At 73.5% G+C, this 19360-nt stretch carries 16 protein-coding genes; all 16 read right to left on the bottom strand.

The window, feature by feature from the left end; all coding sequences use genetic code 11:
- Positions 1–4: 4 nt before the first annotated feature.
- Positions 5–565, bottom strand: a complete 561-nt coding sequence (def, locus tag MICAU_RS11705) for a peptide deformylase (protein WP_013285523.1) — start codon at positions 563–565, stop codon at positions 5–7.
- Positions 566–607: 42 nt separating this feature from the next.
- The gene (locus tag MICAU_RS11700) at positions 608–1870 is read right to left on the bottom strand and encodes a cytochrome P450 (protein ID WP_041798966.1); all 1263 of its coding nucleotides are present in this window, start codon (positions 1868–1870) and stop codon (positions 608–610) included.
- A gap of 94 nt (positions 1871–1964) precedes the next feature.
- On the bottom strand, positions 1965–2945 hold the full coding sequence (locus tag MICAU_RS11695; RefSeq protein ID WP_013285521.1) for an AAA family ATPase: 981 nt from the start codon (positions 2943–2945) through the stop codon (positions 1965–1967).
- 229 nt (positions 2946–3174) lie between these two features.
- Positions 3175–5202: a primosomal protein N' gene (locus tag MICAU_RS11690; RefSeq protein ID WP_013285520.1), complete on the bottom strand. Its 2028-nt coding sequence runs from the start codon at positions 5200–5202 to the stop codon at positions 3175–3177.
- A 59-nt stretch (positions 5203–5261) separates the two neighbouring features.
- Positions 5262–6467 carry a methionine adenosyltransferase gene (gene metK / locus MICAU_RS11685; protein ID WP_030271053.1) on the bottom strand — a complete coding sequence of 402 codons (1206 nt, stop codon included), beginning with the start codon at positions 6465–6467 and terminating at the stop codon, positions 5262–5264.
- 82 nt (positions 6468–6549) lie between these two features.
- Positions 6550–7758 (bottom strand): bifunctional phosphopantothenoylcysteine decarboxylase/phosphopantothenate--cysteine ligase CoaBC, encoded by a 1209-nt coding sequence (gene coaBC / locus MICAU_RS11680; protein WP_013285518.1) that lies wholly within the window; start codon positions 7756–7758, stop codon positions 6550–6552.
- 14 nt (positions 7759–7772) lie between these two features.
- Positions 7773–8039, bottom strand: a complete 267-nt coding sequence (gene rpoZ, locus MICAU_RS11675; RefSeq protein WP_013285517.1) for a DNA-directed RNA polymerase subunit omega — start codon at positions 8037–8039, stop codon at positions 7773–7775.
- Between the two features lie 3 nt (positions 8040–8042).
- Positions 8043–8594 carry a nucleoside/nucleotide kinase family protein gene (locus tag MICAU_RS11670; protein WP_013285516.1) on the bottom strand — a complete coding sequence of 184 codons (552 nt, stop codon included), beginning with the start codon at positions 8592–8594 and terminating at the stop codon, positions 8043–8045.
- Between the two features lie 25 nt (positions 8595–8619).
- On the bottom strand, positions 8620–8937 hold the full coding sequence (mihF, locus tag MICAU_RS11665) for an integration host factor, actinobacterial type (RefSeq protein ID WP_013285515.1): 318 nt from the start codon (positions 8935–8937) through the stop codon (positions 8620–8622).
- Positions 8938–9112: 175 nt separating this feature from the next.
- Complete coding sequence (pyrF, locus tag MICAU_RS11660; protein ID WP_013285514.1) at positions 9113–9952, bottom strand: orotidine-5'-phosphate decarboxylase; 840 nt, start codon at positions 9950–9952, stop codon at positions 9113–9115.
- Between the two features lie 85 nt (positions 9953–10037).
- Complete coding sequence (locus MICAU_RS11655) at positions 10038–11312, bottom strand: adenosylmethionine--8-amino-7-oxononanoate transaminase (protein ID WP_013285513.1); 1275 nt, start codon at positions 11310–11312, stop codon at positions 10038–10040.
- Between the two features lie 102 nt (positions 11313–11414).
- Positions 11415–12422 carry a quinone-dependent dihydroorotate dehydrogenase gene (locus tag MICAU_RS11650; RefSeq protein ID WP_013285512.1) on the bottom strand — a complete coding sequence of 336 codons (1008 nt, stop codon included), beginning with the start codon at positions 12420–12422 and terminating at the stop codon, positions 11415–11417.
- A 121-nt stretch (positions 12423–12543) separates the two neighbouring features.
- Positions 12544–15891: a carbamoyl-phosphate synthase large subunit gene (gene carB, locus MICAU_RS11645; RefSeq protein ID WP_013285510.1), complete on the bottom strand. Its 3348-nt coding sequence runs from the start codon at positions 15889–15891 to the stop codon at positions 12544–12546.
- Positions 15884–17056, bottom strand: coding sequence for a glutamine-hydrolyzing carbamoyl-phosphate synthase small subunit (carA, locus tag MICAU_RS11640; protein ID WP_174361786.1), 1173 nt, complete (start codon positions 17054–17056; stop codon positions 15884–15886). Before carA ends, carB begins: the two co-directional genes overlap by 8 nt.
- Before the next feature lie 61 nt (positions 17057–17117).
- A complete protein-coding gene (locus tag MICAU_RS11635; RefSeq protein WP_013285508.1) occupies positions 17118–18434 on the bottom strand; it encodes a dihydroorotase in 1317 nt (438 codons plus the stop codon).
- Complete coding sequence (locus MICAU_RS11630) at positions 18431–19357, bottom strand: aspartate carbamoyltransferase catalytic subunit (protein ID WP_013285507.1); 927 nt, start codon at positions 19355–19357, stop codon at positions 18431–18433. The genes MICAU_RS11635 and MICAU_RS11630 overlap by 4 nt, the downstream gene beginning before the upstream one ends.
- Between the last annotated feature and the right edge of the window lie 3 nt (positions 19358–19360).

The following is a 19360-nucleotide window of genomic DNA, read 5'->3' as shown; positions in this document are numbered from 1 at the left end:
CGGGTCACCGCCCCAGGCCGAACGGGTTGCCGGCGGCGTGCGGGCTGAGCTTGACCGTCGGCGGCGCGGCCTGGTCGTACCACTCGGCCTGGCGGATCGCCTTCATGGCCTCCTTGCGGCCGGCCGCGTCGAGCCGGTCGACGAAGAGCACCCCGTCGAGGTGGTCGGTCTCGTGCTGCACGCAGCGGGCCATCAGCCCGGTGCCGACGATCTGCAACGGGTCGCCGTAGCCGTTGAAGCCCTTGGCGATCACGTTCTGCCGGCGCTTGGTGTCGAAGTAGAGCCCGGGGATGGACAGGCAGCCCTCCGGACCGTCCTGCTCCTCGGAGTCGGGGAACTCCAGCACCGGGTTGACCAGGTGGCCGAGGACGTCGTCGACGTCGAAGGTGAACACCCGCAGGCCCACCCCGAGCTGCGGCGCGGCCAGGCCGGCGCCGCTCTGCTCGCGCATCGTGTCGGTCAGGTCGGCGATCAGCTTGCGCAGCTCGGCGTCGAAGTCGACGACCGGGTCGGCCGGCGTGCGCAGCACCGGATCGCCGAACAGACGGATGGGCTGGACGGTCACTCGGCGTGGCTCCTTGTCTGGGTCGAACGATGCGCGTCCAGTCTACGGAGTCGGCCCGGCCGCCCCGGGTGGCGTACCGGGAACGGTGACCGGGGCCGCCTTCCGCCCCACGCTCACCGGCAGCGTGGCGTGACCACGCAGGGTGAGCCGGACCCGCCGCTCGGGCCGGCCCGCCACTGCCAGCCCGGGCAGCCGGCGCAGCAGCAGCGGGAACGCCACCTGCGCCTCCAGCCGGGCCAGCGCCGCGCCGAGGCAGTAGTGCGGCCCGGCGCCGAATGAGAGCGGCGCGATCTGCGCCCGCCACGGGTCGAAGCGGGCCGGATCGGGATAGCGGCGGGGATCACGGTTGGCCGCGCCGAGCAGCACGATGACCCAGCTCTCCGGCGGCAGGTCGACGTCGCCGTACCGGGACGGCGCGGTGCTCATCCGCGAGGTGAGCTGCACCGGTGAGTCGTAGCGCAGCAGCTCGTCGACGTACGCGGGGGCGAGGTCGGGCCGCTCGCGCAGCGCCGCCGCGGCGCGCGGATGCTCCAGCAGCGCCACCAGGCCGTTGCCGAGCAGGTTGGTGGTGGTCTCGAAGCCGGCCACCAGCAGCACGATGAGGTTGGCCAGCAGCTCGTCGCCGGAGAGCCGGTCGCCACCGTCGTGCGCCTGGACCAGCGCGGTGGTGAGGTCGTCGGCCGGGGCCCGGCGGCGGGCCGCCACCAGCTCGGTGAAGTAGCCCCGCAGCTCGGTCGCGCCCCGGTCGGCCACCGCCAGCTCGTCGGCTGTGATCTCCGGTTCGAGCACGCCGGTCAGGTCGGTGGCCCAGCGCCGGAACAGCGGCCGGTCCGCCGCCGGCACGCCGAGCAGCGCGCAGATCACGCCGACCGGCAGGGGGTACGCGAACGCGGCCATGAAGTCGACCGGCTCGTCGGCGGCGAGCATCGCGTCGACCAGCTCGTCGGCCTGCGCCCGCACCACGTCGCGCATCGCGGCGATCCGGCGCGGGGTGAACGCGCCGGCGGCCAGCCGCCGCATCCGGCTGTGGTCGGGCGGGTTGGTGCGCAGCATCGACCGGGAGATCGACAGCACGGCCGGGCTCTCCCGCCAGCCGGGCATGAACTGGTCGCGCAGCGCGTCGTCCATCACCCCGAACCGGGCGTCGCGCAGGATCGCGTCGGCCTCGGCGTAGCCGGTGACCACGTAGAAGACCGGCCCGGCCTGGACCACCGGGCCGTGCGCGCGCAGCCGCTCGTACGTCGGATAGGGGTCGAGACGACCCTCGGGGGACATCAGCAGCGCGAGCGCGTCGGTCGGATCCACGATTCCGCCTCCCCAGGCATCGGAGGCCTTCATCATGCTCCGGCCCGCCGGATCGGGTGAACCCGTGACGGCGAGGTGGCGGTGTCCCCGGCGGTCAGGCGCCGGCGCCCGGCTCCCCGGCGAGCACCGGGCCGCCGCCGAGCAGCGCGTGCTCCGGCAGCGGCAGCGTGATGCCGTGCGCGTCCTCCCAGTCGTGGATGAGCCCCGGGCGGGCCTGCGCGGTGAAGAAGTCGACGGCGCTGATCCCGCCGACCACCGGCTCGTCCACCTCGGCGACCAGCCGGGCCGGGACCATCGGCAGGCCGGCGCGCACCGCCGCGCTGAGCCGCCGGTGGCCGTCGACGACGAAGAAGTACTCGCCGGTGTAGCCGATGCTCAGCGGCTCCGGCTCCTCGTCGCGTCCGGCCGCCTCGGCGGCGGCGTCGGAGTCCCAGAGGCCGCGCAGCGTCGACACGTCCTCGGTGGGGTACACCCGGTTCGGGTCGAGCAGCAGCAGCGGCCGGCCGGCGCGCAGCACGTCCGCGCCGAGGCGGCCCTCGTAGACGTCGATGACGTGCTGGATGACCTGCTCCGGGTTGGCCCGGGTGGTGTCGCAGACCAGGTCGTAGTTGCGCAGGCGGGCCTTGTCGACGCCGTACCGGACGATGAACCGGCCGCGCTCGCTCTCGCTGCGCTCGCGCAGCTTGGCCCGCGCCTCCTCCAGCGAGGTGTAGCTCTCGGCCGGGCCGGACGGGCGGGCGAGCACGCGCCGGGCCGCCTCGGTCGGCTCGGTGATCATGTGCACCTTGAGCGCGTCGGTGAAGAAGTGCCAGGCCAGGCGGGAGTCCATGACCAGGGACTCACCGGAGGCGGCGATGTCGCGCTGGAGCTGGTCGACGTACCCGTCGACGGCCTGGTCCAGCTCGGCGTGCAGGTTGAGCTGGAGGGCGGTCATCTGCCGCTCCTGGGCCATCTGGCGGTAGAGGTCGCCGACGCTGACCCGGCGCAGCCCGAGCCGCTTGGCGATCTCGACCGAGACGGTGCTCTTGCCACTGCCGAGGTCACCGTTGAAGACGATCGACTGACGAACGGTCACGACTGGTCCACCCCTGCTCACCGGCTGACTGACGACATCGAATCCGTGTCGGCCCGACGTGCTCTGGCACCCGCCGCGCCGCGTCCCGCGCGGGAAAACCGCACGGCTGGGCATGACGGGCGATGCTATCACCGCCCGCTACTCGATTGCCGGACCAGGTGTGCGGCAAACCCCAGGTCACGACCGTGCGCGAGGGTCCGCGTGCGCACTGTCACGCGATCGCGTCCGATCAGAACAGGGTGAGCGGATCGACCTGGAGCCGTACCGGGTCGGCCGCCTTGCGGGCGCTGCGCTGCCCGGCGGCGGCGTGCAGCGCCTCGGCCATCGCGGCGGCCCGGGACCGGGGCACGCGTACCAGCATCCGCTCCCGGCCCTCGTCGGCCGGCACCGGGCCGAGCACCTCGGCGTCGCCCGGCAGCCGGGCGCCGGCGAGCAGGTCGGCCACCGCCTCGGCCGCGCCGGTGACGCTCGCCATCCGGACCGCCGGCGGGAAGCCCAGCTCGCGCCGCTCGGCCAGTTCCCGGGCCGCGAACCAGGCGGAGTCCCACCGCAGCAGCGCCTGCACCGGGGCCAGCGCGCCGTCCGCGACCACCACCACCCGGCCACCTGCCGTACCGGGCCGGGCCAGCGCGGCGGCGGCCATCCAGCGCCGCAGCGCCTCCTCGCCGGCCCGCAGGTCGGCCCGGGTCAGCAGCGCCCACGAGTCGAGCAGCAGCACCGCGCCGTACCCGCCCTCCGCGACCGGCTCCGCGCCCGGGGTGGCGATCACCAGCCCGGCGCCGCCCGGCACCGTCGCCAGCACCTCCTCCCGCCCCGAGGTCCGCACCGGCACGCCGGGGAACGCCCGGCCCAGCTCCTCGGCGGTCCGCCGGGCACCGGTCACCGAGGCGCGCAGCCGCCGCCCGCCGCACTCCGGGCAGGCGTACGCGGCGGCCACCCGCCCGCACCAACGGCAGGCGGGCGTGCCCTGCGCCGACGGCAGCGCGAGCGGCCCGGCGCAGTGCGGGCAGCGGGCCGGGGCGCGGCAGTCGGCACAGGCCACCGACGGCACGTAACCCCGGCGCGGCACCTGCACCAGCACCGGCAGGTCCGCGCGCAGCGCGTCCCGGGCGGTGGTCCAGGCCAGGCTCGGCAGCCGTGCCGAGGCCGCGCCGGGATCGCGGGCCAGTTGCGGGTCGTCGCCGGTGGGCGCCAGAGCCGGGGTACGCGCGCGCACCACCGCCCGGTCGGCCACCACCTCGCGCGCCCAGCCGGTCTCCACCAGCAACTGCGCCTCGGCGGTACGGGCGTAGCCGCCGACCACCGCGGCGATGTCGCCGAGCTGCGCCCGGGTCAGCAGCACGTCCCGGGCGTGCGGGTAGGGCGCCCGCGGTTCGGCGTGCAGGTCGTCGCCGTCGTCCCAGATCGCCACCAGGCCGAGCCGCCGAACCGGGGCGAACATCGCCGCCCGGGTGCCGATCACCACGTCCACCCCGCCCGTCCGGGCGGTGAGGAAGGCCCGGTAGCGGCGGGCCGGACCGTCGGCGGCGGCGAGCCGGACGTGGCGTCCCGCGCCGAGCACCGCGGTCAGGGCGGCGTCGAGCCGGTCCAGGTCACGGGCGTCGGCCACCACGACCACGGCACCACGGCCACCGGCCACCGTGGCGGCGACCGCGTCGGCGTACCGGTCGGCCCAGTCCTCCCCCGGCAACGCCGACCAGACCGCGCGGGCGGGCCGGCCGTCGGTGAGCGCGCGCAGCAGCGCCGGCCCGGCCGGGTAGTCCCGCCAGCCGCGCGGATCCACCTCCGCCCGGCCACCCGGCCGGGCCCCCGCGTCGGCGGCCTCGGACGGTACGCCCCCGGGCGCGGTGCCGTCGGCGGTGGCGGTGCCGTCGGCAGGGCTGCCGTCAGGTTCGGTGCCGTCGGGCGCGGGCTCGTCGGGGGGTGGCGTGTCCGTCGTGACGGCCTTCTCGGCGCGGGCGTGCCGGGGCGGCACCGCCAGCCGGAGCACGTCGGCGAGGCTGCCGGCGTACCTGTCGGCGACCGCGCGGGCCAGCCGGGCCACCTCCGGGGACAGCACCGGCACCGGGGAGACGACCTTCTCCAGGTACGCCAGCTTGGGGTGCTCGGACGACTCGGCGCGCTCCAGCAGCCAGCCGTCGACGAGCTGCCCGGCGAACCGCACCTTCACCCGCACCCCGGGCCGGGCGTCGGCGTCGAGCGCCTCCGGCACCAGGTAGTCGAACGGGCGGTCGAGGTGGGGCAGCGGCACGTCCACGCAGACGCGCGCGACCGGCGACCCCTGCGCGGGTCGCCGGTCGCGGCGCGTGGTGGCGGTCAGGCTCCCGCGGCCGACTTGAGGTCGGCGGCCCGGTCGGTGCCCTCCCAGGTCAGCTCCGGCAGCTCCCGGCCGAAGTGGCCGTACGCGGCGGTCTGCTGGTAGATCGGGCGCAGCAGGTGCAGGTCCCGGATGATGGCGGCCGGACGCAGGTCGAACACCTCGGCCACGGCCTTCTCGATCGAGGCGACCGGCACGGTCTCGGTGCCGAACGTCTCGATGAACAGGCTCACCGGGTGCGCCTTGCCGATCGCGTACGCGACCTGCGCCTCGCACCGCTCGGCCAGCCCGGCGGCCACAACGTTCTTGGCCACCCAGCGCATCGCGTACGCGGCCGACCGGTCGACCTTCGACGGGTCCTTGCCGGAGAACGCGCCGCCACCGTGCCGGGCGTACCCGCCGTACGTGTCCACGATGATCTTCCGGCCGGTCAGGCCGGCGTCACCCATCGGGCCGCCGATCTCGAACCGCCCGGTCGGGTTGACCAGCAGCCGGTAGCCCTCGGTCTCCAGGCCGAGGCCCTCCAGCTCCGGGGCGATGACGTGGTCCCGGATGTCCGGGGTGAGCAGCGACTCCAGCGAGATGTCCGCCGCGTGCTGGCTGGACACGACGACGGTGTCGAGCCGGACCGGGCGCAGCCCGTCGTACTCGATGGTGACCTGCGTCTTGCCGTCCGGCCGCAGGTACGGGATCGTGCCGTCCTTGCGGACCGCGGCGAGCCGCCGGGCCAGCCGGTGCGCCAGCGCGATCGGCAGCGGCATCAGCTCGGGCGTCTCGGAGCAGGCGAAGCCGAACATCATGCCCTGGTCACCGGCACCCTGCGCGTCCAGCGCGCTCTCCGACCCACCGGTACGCAGCTCGAAGGCATTGTCGACGCCCTGGGCGATGTCCGGCGACTGGGCGCCGATGGACACGCTGACGCCGCAGGAAGCGCCGTCGAAGCCCTTCTTCGACGAGTCGTAGCCGATGCCGAGGATGGTCTCGCGGACGATGGTGGGGATGTCGGCGTACGCCTTGGTGGTCACCTCGCCGGCCACGTGCACCTGACCGGTGGTGATCAACGTCTCCACCGCGACCCGGCTGTGCGGGTCCTGGGCGAGCAGCGCGTCGAGAATGCCGTCACTGATCTGGTCGGCGATCTTGTCCGGGTGGCCCTCCGTGACCGATTCGGACGTGAAGAGACGTGTCACGGCACTCCTAAGCATGTGAAGACTTTTAAAGGTCGCTCGGCGGCAGTTTAGTCATCATCGTTCCGCCGCGACGCGATGAACGCGGGTCGACCAACCGTCAGGAACGCGACGGCAGCCGCGGACAGACGAGGTCCCAGACGGCGTCGGCCAGGGCCTCCTTGGGCTGCTCGGGCAGCCGGTGCACGGCGCCGTCGGCGCCGATCACGGTGGCCGCGTTGGTGTCGGCGCCGAAGACCTTGTCCACGCCGACCTCGTTGACCACGATCATGTCGGCCCCCTTGCGGGCCAGCTTGGCCCGGCCGTTGGCCTCCGCGTCGTCGGTCTCCGCGGCGAAGATCACCAGCACCTGCCCGGGCCGGCGACGCCGCCCCAGCTCGACGGCGATGTCCGGGTTGGTGACCAGCTCGATGGTCGGCGCGACACCGTCGTCGGACTTCTTGATCTTCCCGGTGGCGTAGCTGGCCGGCCGGAAGTCGGCGGGCGCGGCGGCCATCACCACGGCGTCCGCGTCGGCGGCCGCCGCCAGCGTGGCGTCGCGCAGCTCCTCGGTGGTGCCCACCCGGACCAGGTCCGCCCCGGCCGGGTCGGGCAGCGCCACGTTGGCCGCGACGAGCGTGACCCGGGCGCCCCGGGCCACGGCGGCGCGGGCGAACGCGTACCCCTGCTTGCCGGACGACCGGTTGCCCAGGAACCGGACCGGGTCCAGCGGCTCGCGGGTGCCCCCGGCGGTGACCACCACGTGCCGGCCGGCCAGATCGGCCTCGGCCTCGACGCCGCGGGCCAGGGCCCGGCGGGCCACCGCGAAGATCTCCGCCGGGTCGGGCAGGCGGCCCTTGCCGGTGTCCCGCCCGGTGAGCCGGCCCACGGCCGGTTCGATCACGCGGACGCCCCGCGAGCGCAGCGTGGCCACGTTCGCGACGGTCGCCGGGTGCTCCCACATCTCGGTGTGCATGGCCGGGGCCAGCAGCACCGGGCAGCGGGCGGTCAGCAGCGTGTTGGTGAGCAGGTCGTCGGCGAGGCCGTGGGCGGCCTTGGCGAGCAGGTCGGCGGTGGCCGGGGCGACCACGACCAGGTCGGCGTGCTGCCCGAGCCGCACGTGCGGCACCTCGTGCACGTCGGACCAGACGTCGTCGGCGACCGGCCGGCCGGACAGGGCCGCCCAGGTCGGCGCCCCGACGAAGCGGAGCGCCGAGGCGGTCGGCACCACCCGGACCCGGTGACCCGACTCGGTGAAGAGCCGGAGCAGCTCACACGCCTTGTAGGCGGCGATGCCGCCGCCGACCCCGAGGACGATCTCGGCGGGCATCGGCGCGGGCGGGGTTACGGCTGGTCGGTCGGCTCGGCGGTGAGCAGGCCCGCGTTGATCTCGCGCATGGCGATGGAGAGCGGCTTCTCCTGCGGGGTGGTCTCCACCAGCGGGCCGACGTACTCCAGGAGGCCCTCACCGAGCTGGCTGTAGTAGGCGTTGACCTGACGGGCGCGCTTGGCGGCGAAGATGACCAGCGCGTACTTCGAGGTGGTCTTCTCGAGCAGCTCGTCGATCGGCGGGTTGGTGATGCCCTCGGGGTTGGTGGCGATGGATCCCACGAATTAAACCTCTGCGTCTCGTGCGCCGCCCGCGGGCGGTCGGGCCGGAGCCAGGAAGGACGAACCGAGCAATCCTACCAGCTCCGCCGCGGCGCGCTCGGTGTGGTCGTGTGCCACGGCATGGGCGAAGAGGGCCGCGACGTCCGGGTCGGCCCGGTACGCCGGGGGCGCGAGCAGCACCAGCCGGGCGCCGGGCGCCGCCGCCCGTACCGCCAGCGCGCCGGCCAGGTCCAGCGGCAGCAGCACCGGCCGTCCCTCCGCGAGCCGCGCCCGCACCTCGGCCCGGGGCACCCCCCGGCGGTACGGCCCGATCCGGCACCACTCCAGCAGCTCGCCCGCGGCGATCAGCCGGTCGAAGCCGGGCGCGTCGAGGAAGACGCGGTCGACGCCGTCACGCTCGTCCGGACGGGGTGGGCGGGTGGTGGCGACCACCGGCACGCAGACAGACGCAAGGCGCGCCCGGACCGCCTCGACGACACTGCTCCGGCCGGCCCCGGAGGGACCGGACAGGACAGTGAGCCGAGCCGCCGAGCGCGCCTCGTCATCCGTGCTCACCGCTTGTTTCTACACGGCGGGCCGTTCAGTTGGCGGCGAACTCTCCGAGCAGAGCCTTGCGCTGCTGCTCGCCGAGGCCGCGCAGGCGACGGCTGTCCGCGATCTTGAGCTTCTCCATGATCTGGGTGGCCCGGATCTTGCCGATGCCCGGCATCGCCTGGAGCACGGCCGAAACCTTCAGCTTGCCCACGACGTCGTCGGACTCGGCCCGCTCGAGGACGGTGGCGAGGGTGGTCTTGCCCTGCTTGAGCTGCTCCTTCAGCTCAGCGCGGGCCTTGCGGATCTCCGCGGCCTTCTCCAGCGCGGCAGCGCGCTGCTCGGGGGTCAGTGACGGGAGCGGCACCAGTTCTCCTCAGGTCCCTAGTACGGCGGGCTGAGCGCCCCACCGCATCTGTGAAACGTGGTGTCGCTGGCAACCAAAGGGGTCCGTGGTTCCCAGCGCGGGGAAAACTAGCGGTCAACGGAGATTTCGGCAACGTGGACGCGCGATGATCAACCCAAAGTGACCGAGCCGTCAGTCAGTCCGCCGTGCCCAGGGCGGCCCGGCAGTCGGCCAGCACCCGCTCGGTGGCGGCCCGCAGGCCGGCCGGGTCGGGGCCCGCGCCGAGCACCTCCCGGGAGTACGACGGCAGCACCCACGGCAGCGCGGCGCCGAACACGGTACGCAACCCGGCGGGCGTTCCGCCCTGCGCGCCCAGCCCCGGCGCGAGCAGCGGACCGTTGACCGAGTCCAGATCGTGACCCGTCTCACCGACTGTCGCGCCGACCACCAGACCGAAGCTGCCGAGTGGCTCCGCACCGCGGTTGAGCTGGGAAATCTCGTCGATCACGGTCTGCGCGACGGTGCGCCCGTCGGCGCCCACGGCGCGCTGCACGGAGGCACCCTCCGGGTTGGAGGTGAGCGCCAGGACGAAGACCCCGCCACCGTGCTCGGCGGCGGTGGAGAACATCGGGGCGAGCGAACCTACTCCCAGGTAGGGGCTCGCGGTGACCGCGTCGACATACAGAGGGCTGGATGGATCGAGGTACGCCGAGGCGTACGCGGCGACGGTAGAGCCGATGTCACCACGCTTGACGTCGAGCAGAGTGAGCGCTCCCAAATCTCGCAACTGTCGGATAGTTGACTCAAGCACGCCGACGCCCCGGGCGCCGAAGCGCTCGAAGAACGCCGACTGCGGCTTGACCACGGCGACCCGGTCGCCGATCGCCTCCACCACCGTGGCGCAGAACCGCTCCAGGCCCGCCACGTCGTCGGACAGGCCCCAAGCGGTCAGCAACCCGGGGTGCGGGTCGATCCCCACGCAGAGCGGCCCTCGTTCCGCCACGGCCCGGTGCAGACGGGCGCCGAACGTCTCCATGCGTCTCTCCCTCTCCCGGCGGCTCCGGGCCGCCTGGCGTGTCCGGCGACGGGCCTCCCGTCGCGCCCTGTCGAACCGGCCGGGCTCAGCCGGCCTTGACCGCCGCGGCCACTCCGGCCGCGATCCGCGCCACGTCCGCGGCGTCGCAGACGTACGGCGGCATCGTGTAGACGAGATCCCGGAACGGGCGCAGCCACACCCCCTCGGCCACCGCGGCGGCGGTCGCCCGGGGCAGGTCCACCTCGTGGTCGAGCTGCACCACCCCGATCGCGCCGAGCACGCGTACGTCGGCCACACCGGGCGCGTCCCGCAACGGCGCCAGGCCGGCCCGCAGGCCCTCGGCGATGCCCGCCACCCGTCCCGCCCAGTCCCCGGCCCGCAGGAGGTCCAGGGAGGCGTTGGCGACGGCGCAGGCGAGCGGGTTACCCATGAACGTCGGCCCGTGCGCCAGCACCCCGTCGGCGGAGATGGCCCGCGCCACCTCGGGCGTGCACAGCGCCGCGGCGAGCGTCAGGTACCCGCCGGTGAGCGCCTTGCCGACGCAGAGCACGTCCGGGGTGACGCCGGCGTGCTCGGCGGCGAACATCCGGCCGGTCCGGCCGAAGCCGGTGGCGATCTCGTCGAACACCAGCAGGATGCCGTGCCGCCGGGTCACCTCGCGCAGCACGCGCAGATAGTGCGGGTGGTGGAACCGCATCCCGCCGGCGCCCTGGACGACCGGCTCGACGATCACCGCGGCCAGTTCGCCGGCGTGCCGCTCCACCGCCTCCACCAGCGCCGCCTCGTACGCCGGGTCCGGCGCCGCGTCGAAGCCGGGCGGCGGCACCGGCGCGAACACCTGCCGGGGCAGCACGTCGCCCCAGAGGTGGTGCATGCCACCCTCCGGGTCGCAGACGCTCATCGGGTGGAACGTGTCGCCGTGGTAGCCGCCCCGCCAGGTGCCCAGCCGGCGTCGCTGCGGGCGTCCCAGCGCCCGCTGGTACTGCAGGCACATCTTCACCGCCACCTCGACGCTCACCGAGCCGGAGTCGGCCAGGAAGACGTGTTCCAGGCCGTCCGGGGTCAGCTCGACGAGCGTGCGCGCCAGCCGTACGGCGGGCTCGTGGGTGAGCCCGCCGAACATGACGTGGCTCATCCGCCCGAGCTGGTCGGTCACCGCGGCGTCGAGCACCGGGTGCCGGTAGCCGTGGATCGCCGCCCACCACGACGACATCCCGTCGACCAGCTCCCGCCCGTCCGCGAGCCGCAGCCGCACCCCCGCGGCGCTGTCGACCACGTACGGCGCGCCGGCGCCGGGCATCGGGGCGTACGGGTGCCACACGTGCCGCCGGTCGGCTTCCAGGATCTCCTCGGGCGTCACGTCTCCTCCTTCGACCCTCTCCCCCGCGATCTTGCAGTTGCCGCCCCGGCAGCGCCCGGAATGGGGCGGTGTGCCGGGGCCGGAACTGCAAGATCGCGCGGGTCAGGTTCGGGTTGTGATGGCTCGGGTGAGGGCGGGGCCCCGGTAGATGAAGCCGGTGTAGAGCTGGAGCAGGGAGGCGCCGGCGTCGAACATGCGTGTGGCGTCGTCGGGGTGCAGGATGCCGCCCACGCCGATCACCGGTAGCCGGCCGCCGGTCTCCCGGTGCACGAAGGCGACCATCTCCCGGGCCCGGGCGGTCAGCGGCCGGCCGGACAGCCCGCCGGCCTCGGCGGCGCGCTCCCGGTCGGCCGGGGCGAGCCCGTCCCGGGCGAGTGTGGTGTTGGTGGCGATGACCCCGGCCGCGCCCCGGTCGAGGCACACCTCCAGCAGCTCGGCCACGGCCGGCTCGGTCAGGTCCGGGGCGATCTTCACCAGCACCGGCTTCTCCCCCACCAGCGCGGCGAGCAACGCGTCCAGATGGGACCGGTCCTGAAGCGACCGCAGCCCGGGGGTGTTCGGTGAGGACACGTTCACCGCGAAGTAGTCGCCGTGATCCTTGAGCGCCCGGTACGAGGCGAGGTAGTCCTCGACCGCCTCGTCCAGCGGGGTCACCTTGGACTTGCCGAGCGAGATGCCCAGCGGCACGCCGAGCGGGCGCGGCAACGCGGCCAGCCGGTCCGCCAGCGCCTCGGCACCGGCGTTGTTGAAGCCCATCCGGTTGATCACGGCTTCGCTGTCGCGCAGCCGGAACAGCCGGGGCCGGGGGTTGCCCGGCTGGGCGTGCGCGGTCACGGTGCCGACCTCGACGAAGCCGAAGCCCAGTGCCGGCCAGGCCGGCAGCGCGAGTCCGTTCTTGTCCATCCCGGCCGCCAGCCCGACCGGGTTGGGGAAGCGCACCCCGAACACGGTGCGCGGCGCCGACCGGAAGTACGCCGCCCGTAGCGCGGCGAGGACCGCCGGCTGCCGGGACACCGCGGCCAGCCGCGCCAGCGTCCACTCGTGCGCCCCCTCCGCGTCCCCGCCCGCGAGCGAGAACAGCCGGGGCCGCACCACCTTCTCGAAGATCACGCCCCGGCCCCCCGCCCGGCTCCCCCGGCCCGCCCGGTTTCCCCGTCGATCATGAGGTTGACGGCGATGTGGATCTCCAAATCCGCCGCCAACCTCATGATCGGCGTGTTGAGGCGCGGGGTCACTCGCCCGCCCGGAGGGCGGCGTGGAGATCCTGCAGCGGGCGGACCTTCAGGTCGCCCCGGATGCGGGCCTCGATGCCCATGACGGCGGCTGCGGCGCCGGGAACGGTGGTGACGCACGGGATGTCCACGCTCACCGCCGCGCTGCGGATCTCGTACCCGTCGGAACGGGCGCTCGCCCCGGAACCCTGTGGCGTGTTCACCACCAGCGCCACGTCCCCGCCGAGAATCAGCGAGACCGCGTCCGCGCCCTCACCCGACTCGTAGTGCTTGCGGATCTGCTCGCAGGCGATGCCGTGCCGGCGCAGCACCTCGGCCGTGCCGGTGGTGGCCACGATCTCGAAGCCCAGGTCGGCCAGGCGCTTGATCGGGAAGATCATGCCGCGCTTGTCCCGGTTGGCGACCGAGACGAAGATCTTCCCGGCGGTCGGCAGCGACCCGTACGCGGCGGCCTGCGACTTGGCGAACGCCTGGCCGAAGCCGGTGTCGATGCCCATCACCTCGCCGGTGGACTTCATCTCCGGGCCGAGCAGCACGTCGATGCCCTTGCCGGACGGGGTGCGGAACCGCTTGAACGGCAGCACCGCCTCCTTGACCGCGATCGGCGCGTCGGCCGGCATGGTGCCGCCGTCGCCGGTGGGCGGCAGCATCCCCTCGGCGCGCAGCTGCGCGACGGTGGCGCCGAGCGCGATCCGGGCCGCCGCCTTCGCCAGCGGCACCGCAGTGGCCTTCGAGACGAACGGTACGGTCCGGGAGGCGCGCGGATTGGCCTCCAGCACGTAGAGCATGTCGCCCTGCAGCGCGTACTGGACGTTGAGCAGGCCGCGCACCCCGACGCCGCGGGCGATCTGCTCGGTGTAGTGCCGCACCTGGGCCAGGTGCGAGCCGGCCAGGGTGATCGGCGGCAGCGCGCAGGACGAGTCGCCGGAGTGGATGCCGGCCTCCTCGATGTGCTCCATCACGCCGCCCAGGTAGACGTCGCCGTCGGCGTCCACGAGCGCGTCCACGTCGATCTCGATGGCGTCGTCCAGGAACCGGTCCACCAGCACCGGCCGGTCCGGCGAGATGGCGGTGGCCCGGCCGATGTAGTCGCGCAGCGTGGCGTCGTCGTACACGATCTCCATGCCGCGCCCGCCGAGCACGTACGAGGGGCGGACCAGCACCGGGTACCCGATCTCGTCGGCGATCGCCTTCGCCTCGTCGTACGAGGTGGCCATGCCGTGCGCGGGCGCGCGCAGCCCGGCCCGGGCCAGCACCGCGCCGAACGCGCCGCGCTCCTCGGCCAGGTGGATCGACTCCGGGGAGGTGCCGACGATCGGCACCCCGGCGTTCTTGAGCCGCTGCGCCAGGCCCAGCGGGGTCTGCCCGCCGAGCTGCACGATCACCCCGATGACGCCGGGGCCGCCCGCCTCCTTGCCGGAGGAGTCCTCGGCGTGCCAGACCTCCAGCACGTCCTCGAACGTCAGCGGCTCGAAGTAGAGCCGGTCGGCGGTGTCGTAGTCGGTGGAGACGGTCTCCGGGTTGCAGTTGACCATGACGGTCTCGTAGTCCACGTCCCGCAACGCCTGGACCGCGTGCACGCACGAGTAGTCGAACTCGATGCCCTGACCGATCCGGTTCGGCCCGGAGCCCAGGATGAGCACCTTCGGCCGCGCCGAGGGCGCCACCTCGGTCTCCGAGTCGTAGGTCGAGTAGTGATACGGCGTGGTCGCCTCGAACTCGGCCGCGCAGGTGTCCACCGTCTTGTAGACCGGCCGGACGCCGAGCCGGTGCCGCAGGGTCCGCACGCCGTCCTCGGCGGCCAGCTCGGGACGCAGCGCGGCGAGCTGCCGGTCGGACAGGCCGGCCCGCTTGGCCCGGCGCAGCAGGGCGGCGTCGAGCACCGGCGCGTCCACGATCTCGGCGCGCAGCTCGACCAGCGAGGCGATCTGGTCCAGGAACCACGGGTCCATGCCGCCGGACGCCTCGGACACCTCGGCGATCGACGCGCCGAGGCGCAGCGCCCGCTCGACCGTGTAGAGCCGGCCGTCGTGCGGCGTGCGCAGCGCCGCGAGGGTGTTCTCCTTCGTCGCGCCCTCCGGGTCCGGAGTGGTCCAGAAACCGGATGACTTGGTTTCCATCGAGCGCATCGCCTTGTTCAGCGCCTCGGTGAAGTTGCGGCCCAGGCTCATCGCCTCGCCCACCGACTTCATCGTGGTGGTCAGCTCCGGGTCGGCGCCGGGGAACTTCTCGAACGCGAACCGGGGGATCTTCACCACCACGTAGTCGAGCGTCGGCTCGAACGCCGCGGGCGTCTTCAGCGTGATGTCGTTCGGGATCTCGTCGAGCGTGTAGCCGATGGCGAGCTTCGCGGCGATCTTCGCGATCGGGAAGCCGGTGGCCTTCGACGCCAGCGCCGAGGAGCGCGACACCCGCGGGTTCATCTCGATCACGACGATCCGGCCGTCGGCCGGGTTCACCGCGAACTGGATGTTGCAGCCGCCGGTGTCCACACCGACCTCGCGCAGCACCGCGATGCCGAGGTCACGCAGCCGCTGGTACTCCCGGTCGGTGAGCGTCATCGACGGGGCGACTGTGACGCTGTCGCCGGTGTGCACGCCCATCGGGTCGACGTTCTCGATCGAGCAGACCACCACCACGTTGTCGTGGCGGTCGCGCATCAGTTCGAGCTCGTACTCCTTCCAGCCGAGCACGCTCTCCTCGATGAGCACCTCGTGCACCGGGCTGGCCGCCAGGCCGGAACCGGCGATGCGCTCCAGGTCCTCGTCGGTGTGCGCCATGCCGGAACCGAGGCCGCCCATGGTGAACGACGGCCGGATGACCACCGGCAGGCCCAGCTCGGCGACCGTCTCGCGGACCTCGTCCATCGAGTGGCAGACCCGCGAGCGCGGCACCAGCGCGGACGGATCGTCCAGGCCCAGCCGTACGCCGGCCTTCGCGACGATCTCCTTGAACAGCTGCCGGTCCTCGCCCCGGTTGATCGCCTCGATGTTCGCGCCGATCAGCTCGACGCCGTACTTCTCCAGCACGCCCGCCTCGTGCAGCGCGACAGCGGTGTTCAGCGCGGTCTGCCCGCCGAGCGTCGGCAGCAGCGCGTCGGGACGCTCCTTGGCGATGACCAGCTCGACGAACTCCGGGGTGATCGGCTCGACGTACGTGGCGTCGGCGAACTCCGGATCCGTCATGATCGTCGCCGGGTTGGAGTTGACCAGGCTGACCCGGATCCCCTCGCTGCGCAGCACGCGGCAGGCCTGGGTGCCGGAGTAGTCGAACTCGCAGGCCTGTCCGATCACGATCGGCCCGGAGCCGATCACCAGGACGTGCTTGAGGTCGGTCCGCTTAGGCATTCTTTCCGCCTTCACTGTGGTTCCGGTCGAAGCCACGGCCTTCGATCAACTCGGCGAAACGGTCGAAGAGGTAGTCCGCGTCGTGCGGGCCGGCCGCCGCCTCCGGGTGGTACTGGACGGTGAAGGCGGGCACGTCCACGGCCCGCAGCCCCTCGACCACGTTGTCATTGAGGCAGACGTGTGACACCTGGACACCGCCGAACTCGGTCTGGATCACCTGATCCGGCACCACGGCGCCGTCCCCGGCACCCGGCACCTGCACCGCGAAGCCGTGGTTGTGGCTGGTCACCTCGACCTTGCCGGTGGCCCGGTCGAGCACCGGCTGGTTGATGCCGCGGTGGCCGTACCCCAGCTTGTAGGTGCCGAAGCCGAGCGCCCGGCCGAGGATCTGGCTGCCGAAGCAGATGCCGAACAGCGGGATCCGCCGGGTCAGCACCTCCCGGGCCAGCGCCACCGGGCCGTCGGCGGTCGCCGGGTCGCCCGGGCCGGGCGAGAAGAAGACCGCGTCCGCGCCGGTGGCGAGCAGGTCCTCGATAGTCGACCCGGCGGGCAGCACGTGGGTGGTGACGCCGCGGGCGGCGAGCCGGCGCGGCACGTTGCGCTTGATGCCCAGGTCCACAGCCGCCACCGTGAACCGGTGCTCGCCCTGCGCCTCGACGACGTACGGCTTGGCGGTGGTCACCTCGTCGGACAGGTTCGCGCCGACCATCTGCGGCGAGCGGCGGACCCGCTCCAGCAGGGCGGCCGGGTCGTCCTCGACACTGGAGATGCCGACCCGCATCGCGCCGCGCTCGCGCAGGTGCCGGGTCAGCGCCCGGGTGTCCACGCCGCTGATGCCGACGACGCCCTCGGCGGCGAGCCGGTCCTCCAGGCCGCCGCCGGCCCGCCAGTTGGAGCTGATCCGGGCCGGGTCGCGCACCACGTACCCGGCCACCCAGATCCGGTCGGACTCGTCGTCCTCGCCGTTGACGCCGGTGTTGCCGATGTGCGGCGCGGTCTGCACCACCACCTGCCGGTGGTACGAGGGGTCGGTGAGCGTCTCCTGGTAGCCGGTCATGCCGGTGTTGAAGACGGCCTCGCCGAAGGTCTCCCCGACGCTGCCGTACGCCTCGCCGTGGAACGTGCGCCCGTCCTCCAGGACGAGGATCGCCGATCTACGCTTCACCATTACCGGGCCCGCCTTTCGTTCGCGACTGCGGGACTCCGCTCCGCTGCGTTCCTCGCGCTCACTTGACAGCCTTTCCGTCCAGGACCGTCGGCTCGCCGCGCAGGAAGGTCGCCACGATGCGACCCGGCAGCGTCATGCGGGCGTACGGGGTGTTGCGACTGCGACTGGCCAGCTCCGCCGGTTCGACGACGCGCCGGGCGGCCGGGTCGACCAGGGTCAGGTTGGCCGGTACGCCGGGCGCCGGGTCGAGGCCGTGCCCGGCCAGCCCGGCGATCCGGGCCGGCGTGCGGGACATCCGCTCGGCGATCAGGTCCCAGCGGGGACCGAACACGTCGAGCGCGATCGACAGCGCCGTCTCCAGGCCGAGCATGCCCGGCCGGGCGTACGCCCACTCGCACTCCTTGTCCTCCACGGCGTGCGGCGCGTGGTCGGTGGCGATGATGTCGATCACGCCCTCGGCCAGCGCCTCCCGCAGCGCGGCGATGTCGGTGGCGGTGCGCAGCGGCGGGTTGACCTTGAAGACCGGGTCGTAGCTGCCCGCTGGGCTCCAGTTGTTCGCAAGCTCACTCCTCCCGCTCACGACCTCGTCCGTGAGCAGCAGGTGGTGCGGCGTCACCTCGGCGGTGACCCGTACCCCGCGCGCCTTGGCCTGACGCAGCACCTCGACGCTGCCGGCGGTGGAGACGTGGCAGACGTGCAGCCGGCTGCCGACGTGCTCGGCCAGCAGCACGTCCCGGGCGATGATCGCCTCCTCGGCGACGGCCGGCCAGCCGGTCAGGCCGAGGCGGGTGGACACCTCGCCCTCGTGCATCTGCGCGCCCTCGGTCAGCCGGGGCTCCTCGGCGTGCTGGGCGATCACGCCGTCGAACGCCTTGACGTACTCCAGCGCCCGGCGCATCAGCCGCGGGTCCGACACGCAGTGCCCGTCGTCGGAGAAGATCCGCACCCCGGCGGCCGAGTCGGCCATCGCGCCCAGCTCGGCCAGGCGCTCGCCGGCCAGCCCGACGGTGACCGCGCCGATCGGCTGCACGTCGACCAGGCCGGCCTCCCGGCCGAGCCGCCAGACCTGCTCCACCACGCCCGCGGTGTCCGCCACCGGGGAGGTGTTCGCCATCGCGCACACCGCCGTGTAGCCGCCGAGTGCCGCCGCCCGGGAACCGGACTCGACCGTCTCGGCGTCCTCCCGGCCGGGCTCGCGCAGGTGGGTGTGCAGGTCGACCAGGCCGGGCAGCGCGACCAGGCCGGTCGCGTCGATGACTGTGGCGTCGTCCGCGGCGAGCCCGCGGCCCGTCCCGGCCACCACGCCGTCGCGGATGAGCAGGTCGGTCGGCTCGCCGCCGACGATGCTGACGCCTGTGATGAGGTACGCGGTCACCGGTTGTTCCCTCCGAGCAGCAGGTAGAGCACGGCCATCCGCACGGAGACCCCGTTGGCGACCTGTTCGACGATGGTGGAGCGGGGCGAGTCGGCCACCTCGGGCGTGATCTCCATGCCCCGGTTCATCGGGCCGGGGTGCATGACGATCGCGTGCTCGGGCAGCCGGCGCATGCGCGGCCCGTCGAGCCCGTAGCGTCGGGCGTACTCGCGGGCCGACGGGAAGTAGGAGTCACCCATCCGCTCGCGCTGCACCCGCAGCATCATCACCACGTCCACATCTGGGAGAACGGCGTCGAGGTCGTAACAGACGTCGGTGCCGGTGGCCAGGGCGGCGGCGATGTCGACCGGGATGAGGGTGGGCGGGCCGACCAGTGTCACCTTCGCGCCGAGGGTGGACAGCAGCAGCACGTTGGAGCGGGCCACCCGGGAGTGCAGCACGTCGCCGACGATCGCCACGTGCAGGCCGTCGAGGCGGCCCAGCCGGGACCGCATCGTGTACGCGTCGAGCAGCGCCTGGGTGGGGTGCTCGTGGGTGCCGTCACCGGCGTTGACCACCGATCCGTCCACCCACTCGGCGAGCCGGTGCGGTGCGCCGGAGGCGGGGTGCCGGACGACGACCGCGTCCGCGCCCATGGCCTGGAGCGTGAGCGCGGTGTCCTTCAGGCTCTCCCCCTTGGCCACGCTGGAGCCCTTGGCGGAGAAGTTGATCACGTCGGCGCTGAGCCGCTTGGCGGCCGCCTCGAACGAGATCCGGGTGCGGGTGGAGTCCTCGTAGAAGAGGTTGACCACGGTGCGCCCGCGCAGCGCGGGCAGCTTCTTGACCTCGCGGCCGGCCACCGTCGCCATCTCCGCGGCGGTGTCCAGGACCAGGGTGGCGGTGCCGGCGTCCAGATCGGCGCCGGAGAGCAGGTGCCGGATCATGCG

This window comes from Micromonospora aurantiaca ATCC 27029 (assembly GCF_000145235.1).
Lineage (GTDB): Bacteria > Actinomycetota > Actinomycetes > Mycobacteriales > Micromonosporaceae > Micromonospora > Micromonospora aurantiaca.
This window is presented reverse-complemented; position numbering and strand designations above follow the sequence as displayed.

Bases quoted from the DNA above. Each gene is read 5' to 3' on its own strand.
- metK (WP_030271053.1), bottom strand. From the start codon at position 6,467: ATGCTTAGGAGTGCCGTGACACGTCTCTTCACGTCCGAATCGGTCACG.
- coaBC (WP_013285518.1), bottom strand. From the start codon at position 7,758: ATGCCCGCCGAGATCGTCCTCGGGGTCGGCGGCGGCATCGCCGCCTAC.
- pyrF (WP_013285514.1), bottom strand. From the start codon at position 9,952: ATGGAGACGTTCGGCGCCCGTCTGCACCGGGCCGTGGCGGAACGAGGG.
- carB (WP_013285510.1), bottom strand. From the start codon at position 15,891: ATGCCTAAGCGGACCGACCTCAAGCACGTCCTGGTGATCGGCTCCGGG.
- MICAU_RS11630 (WP_013285507.1), bottom strand. From the start codon at position 19,357: ATGATCCGGCACCTGCTCTCCGGCGCCGATCTGGACGCCGGCACCGCC.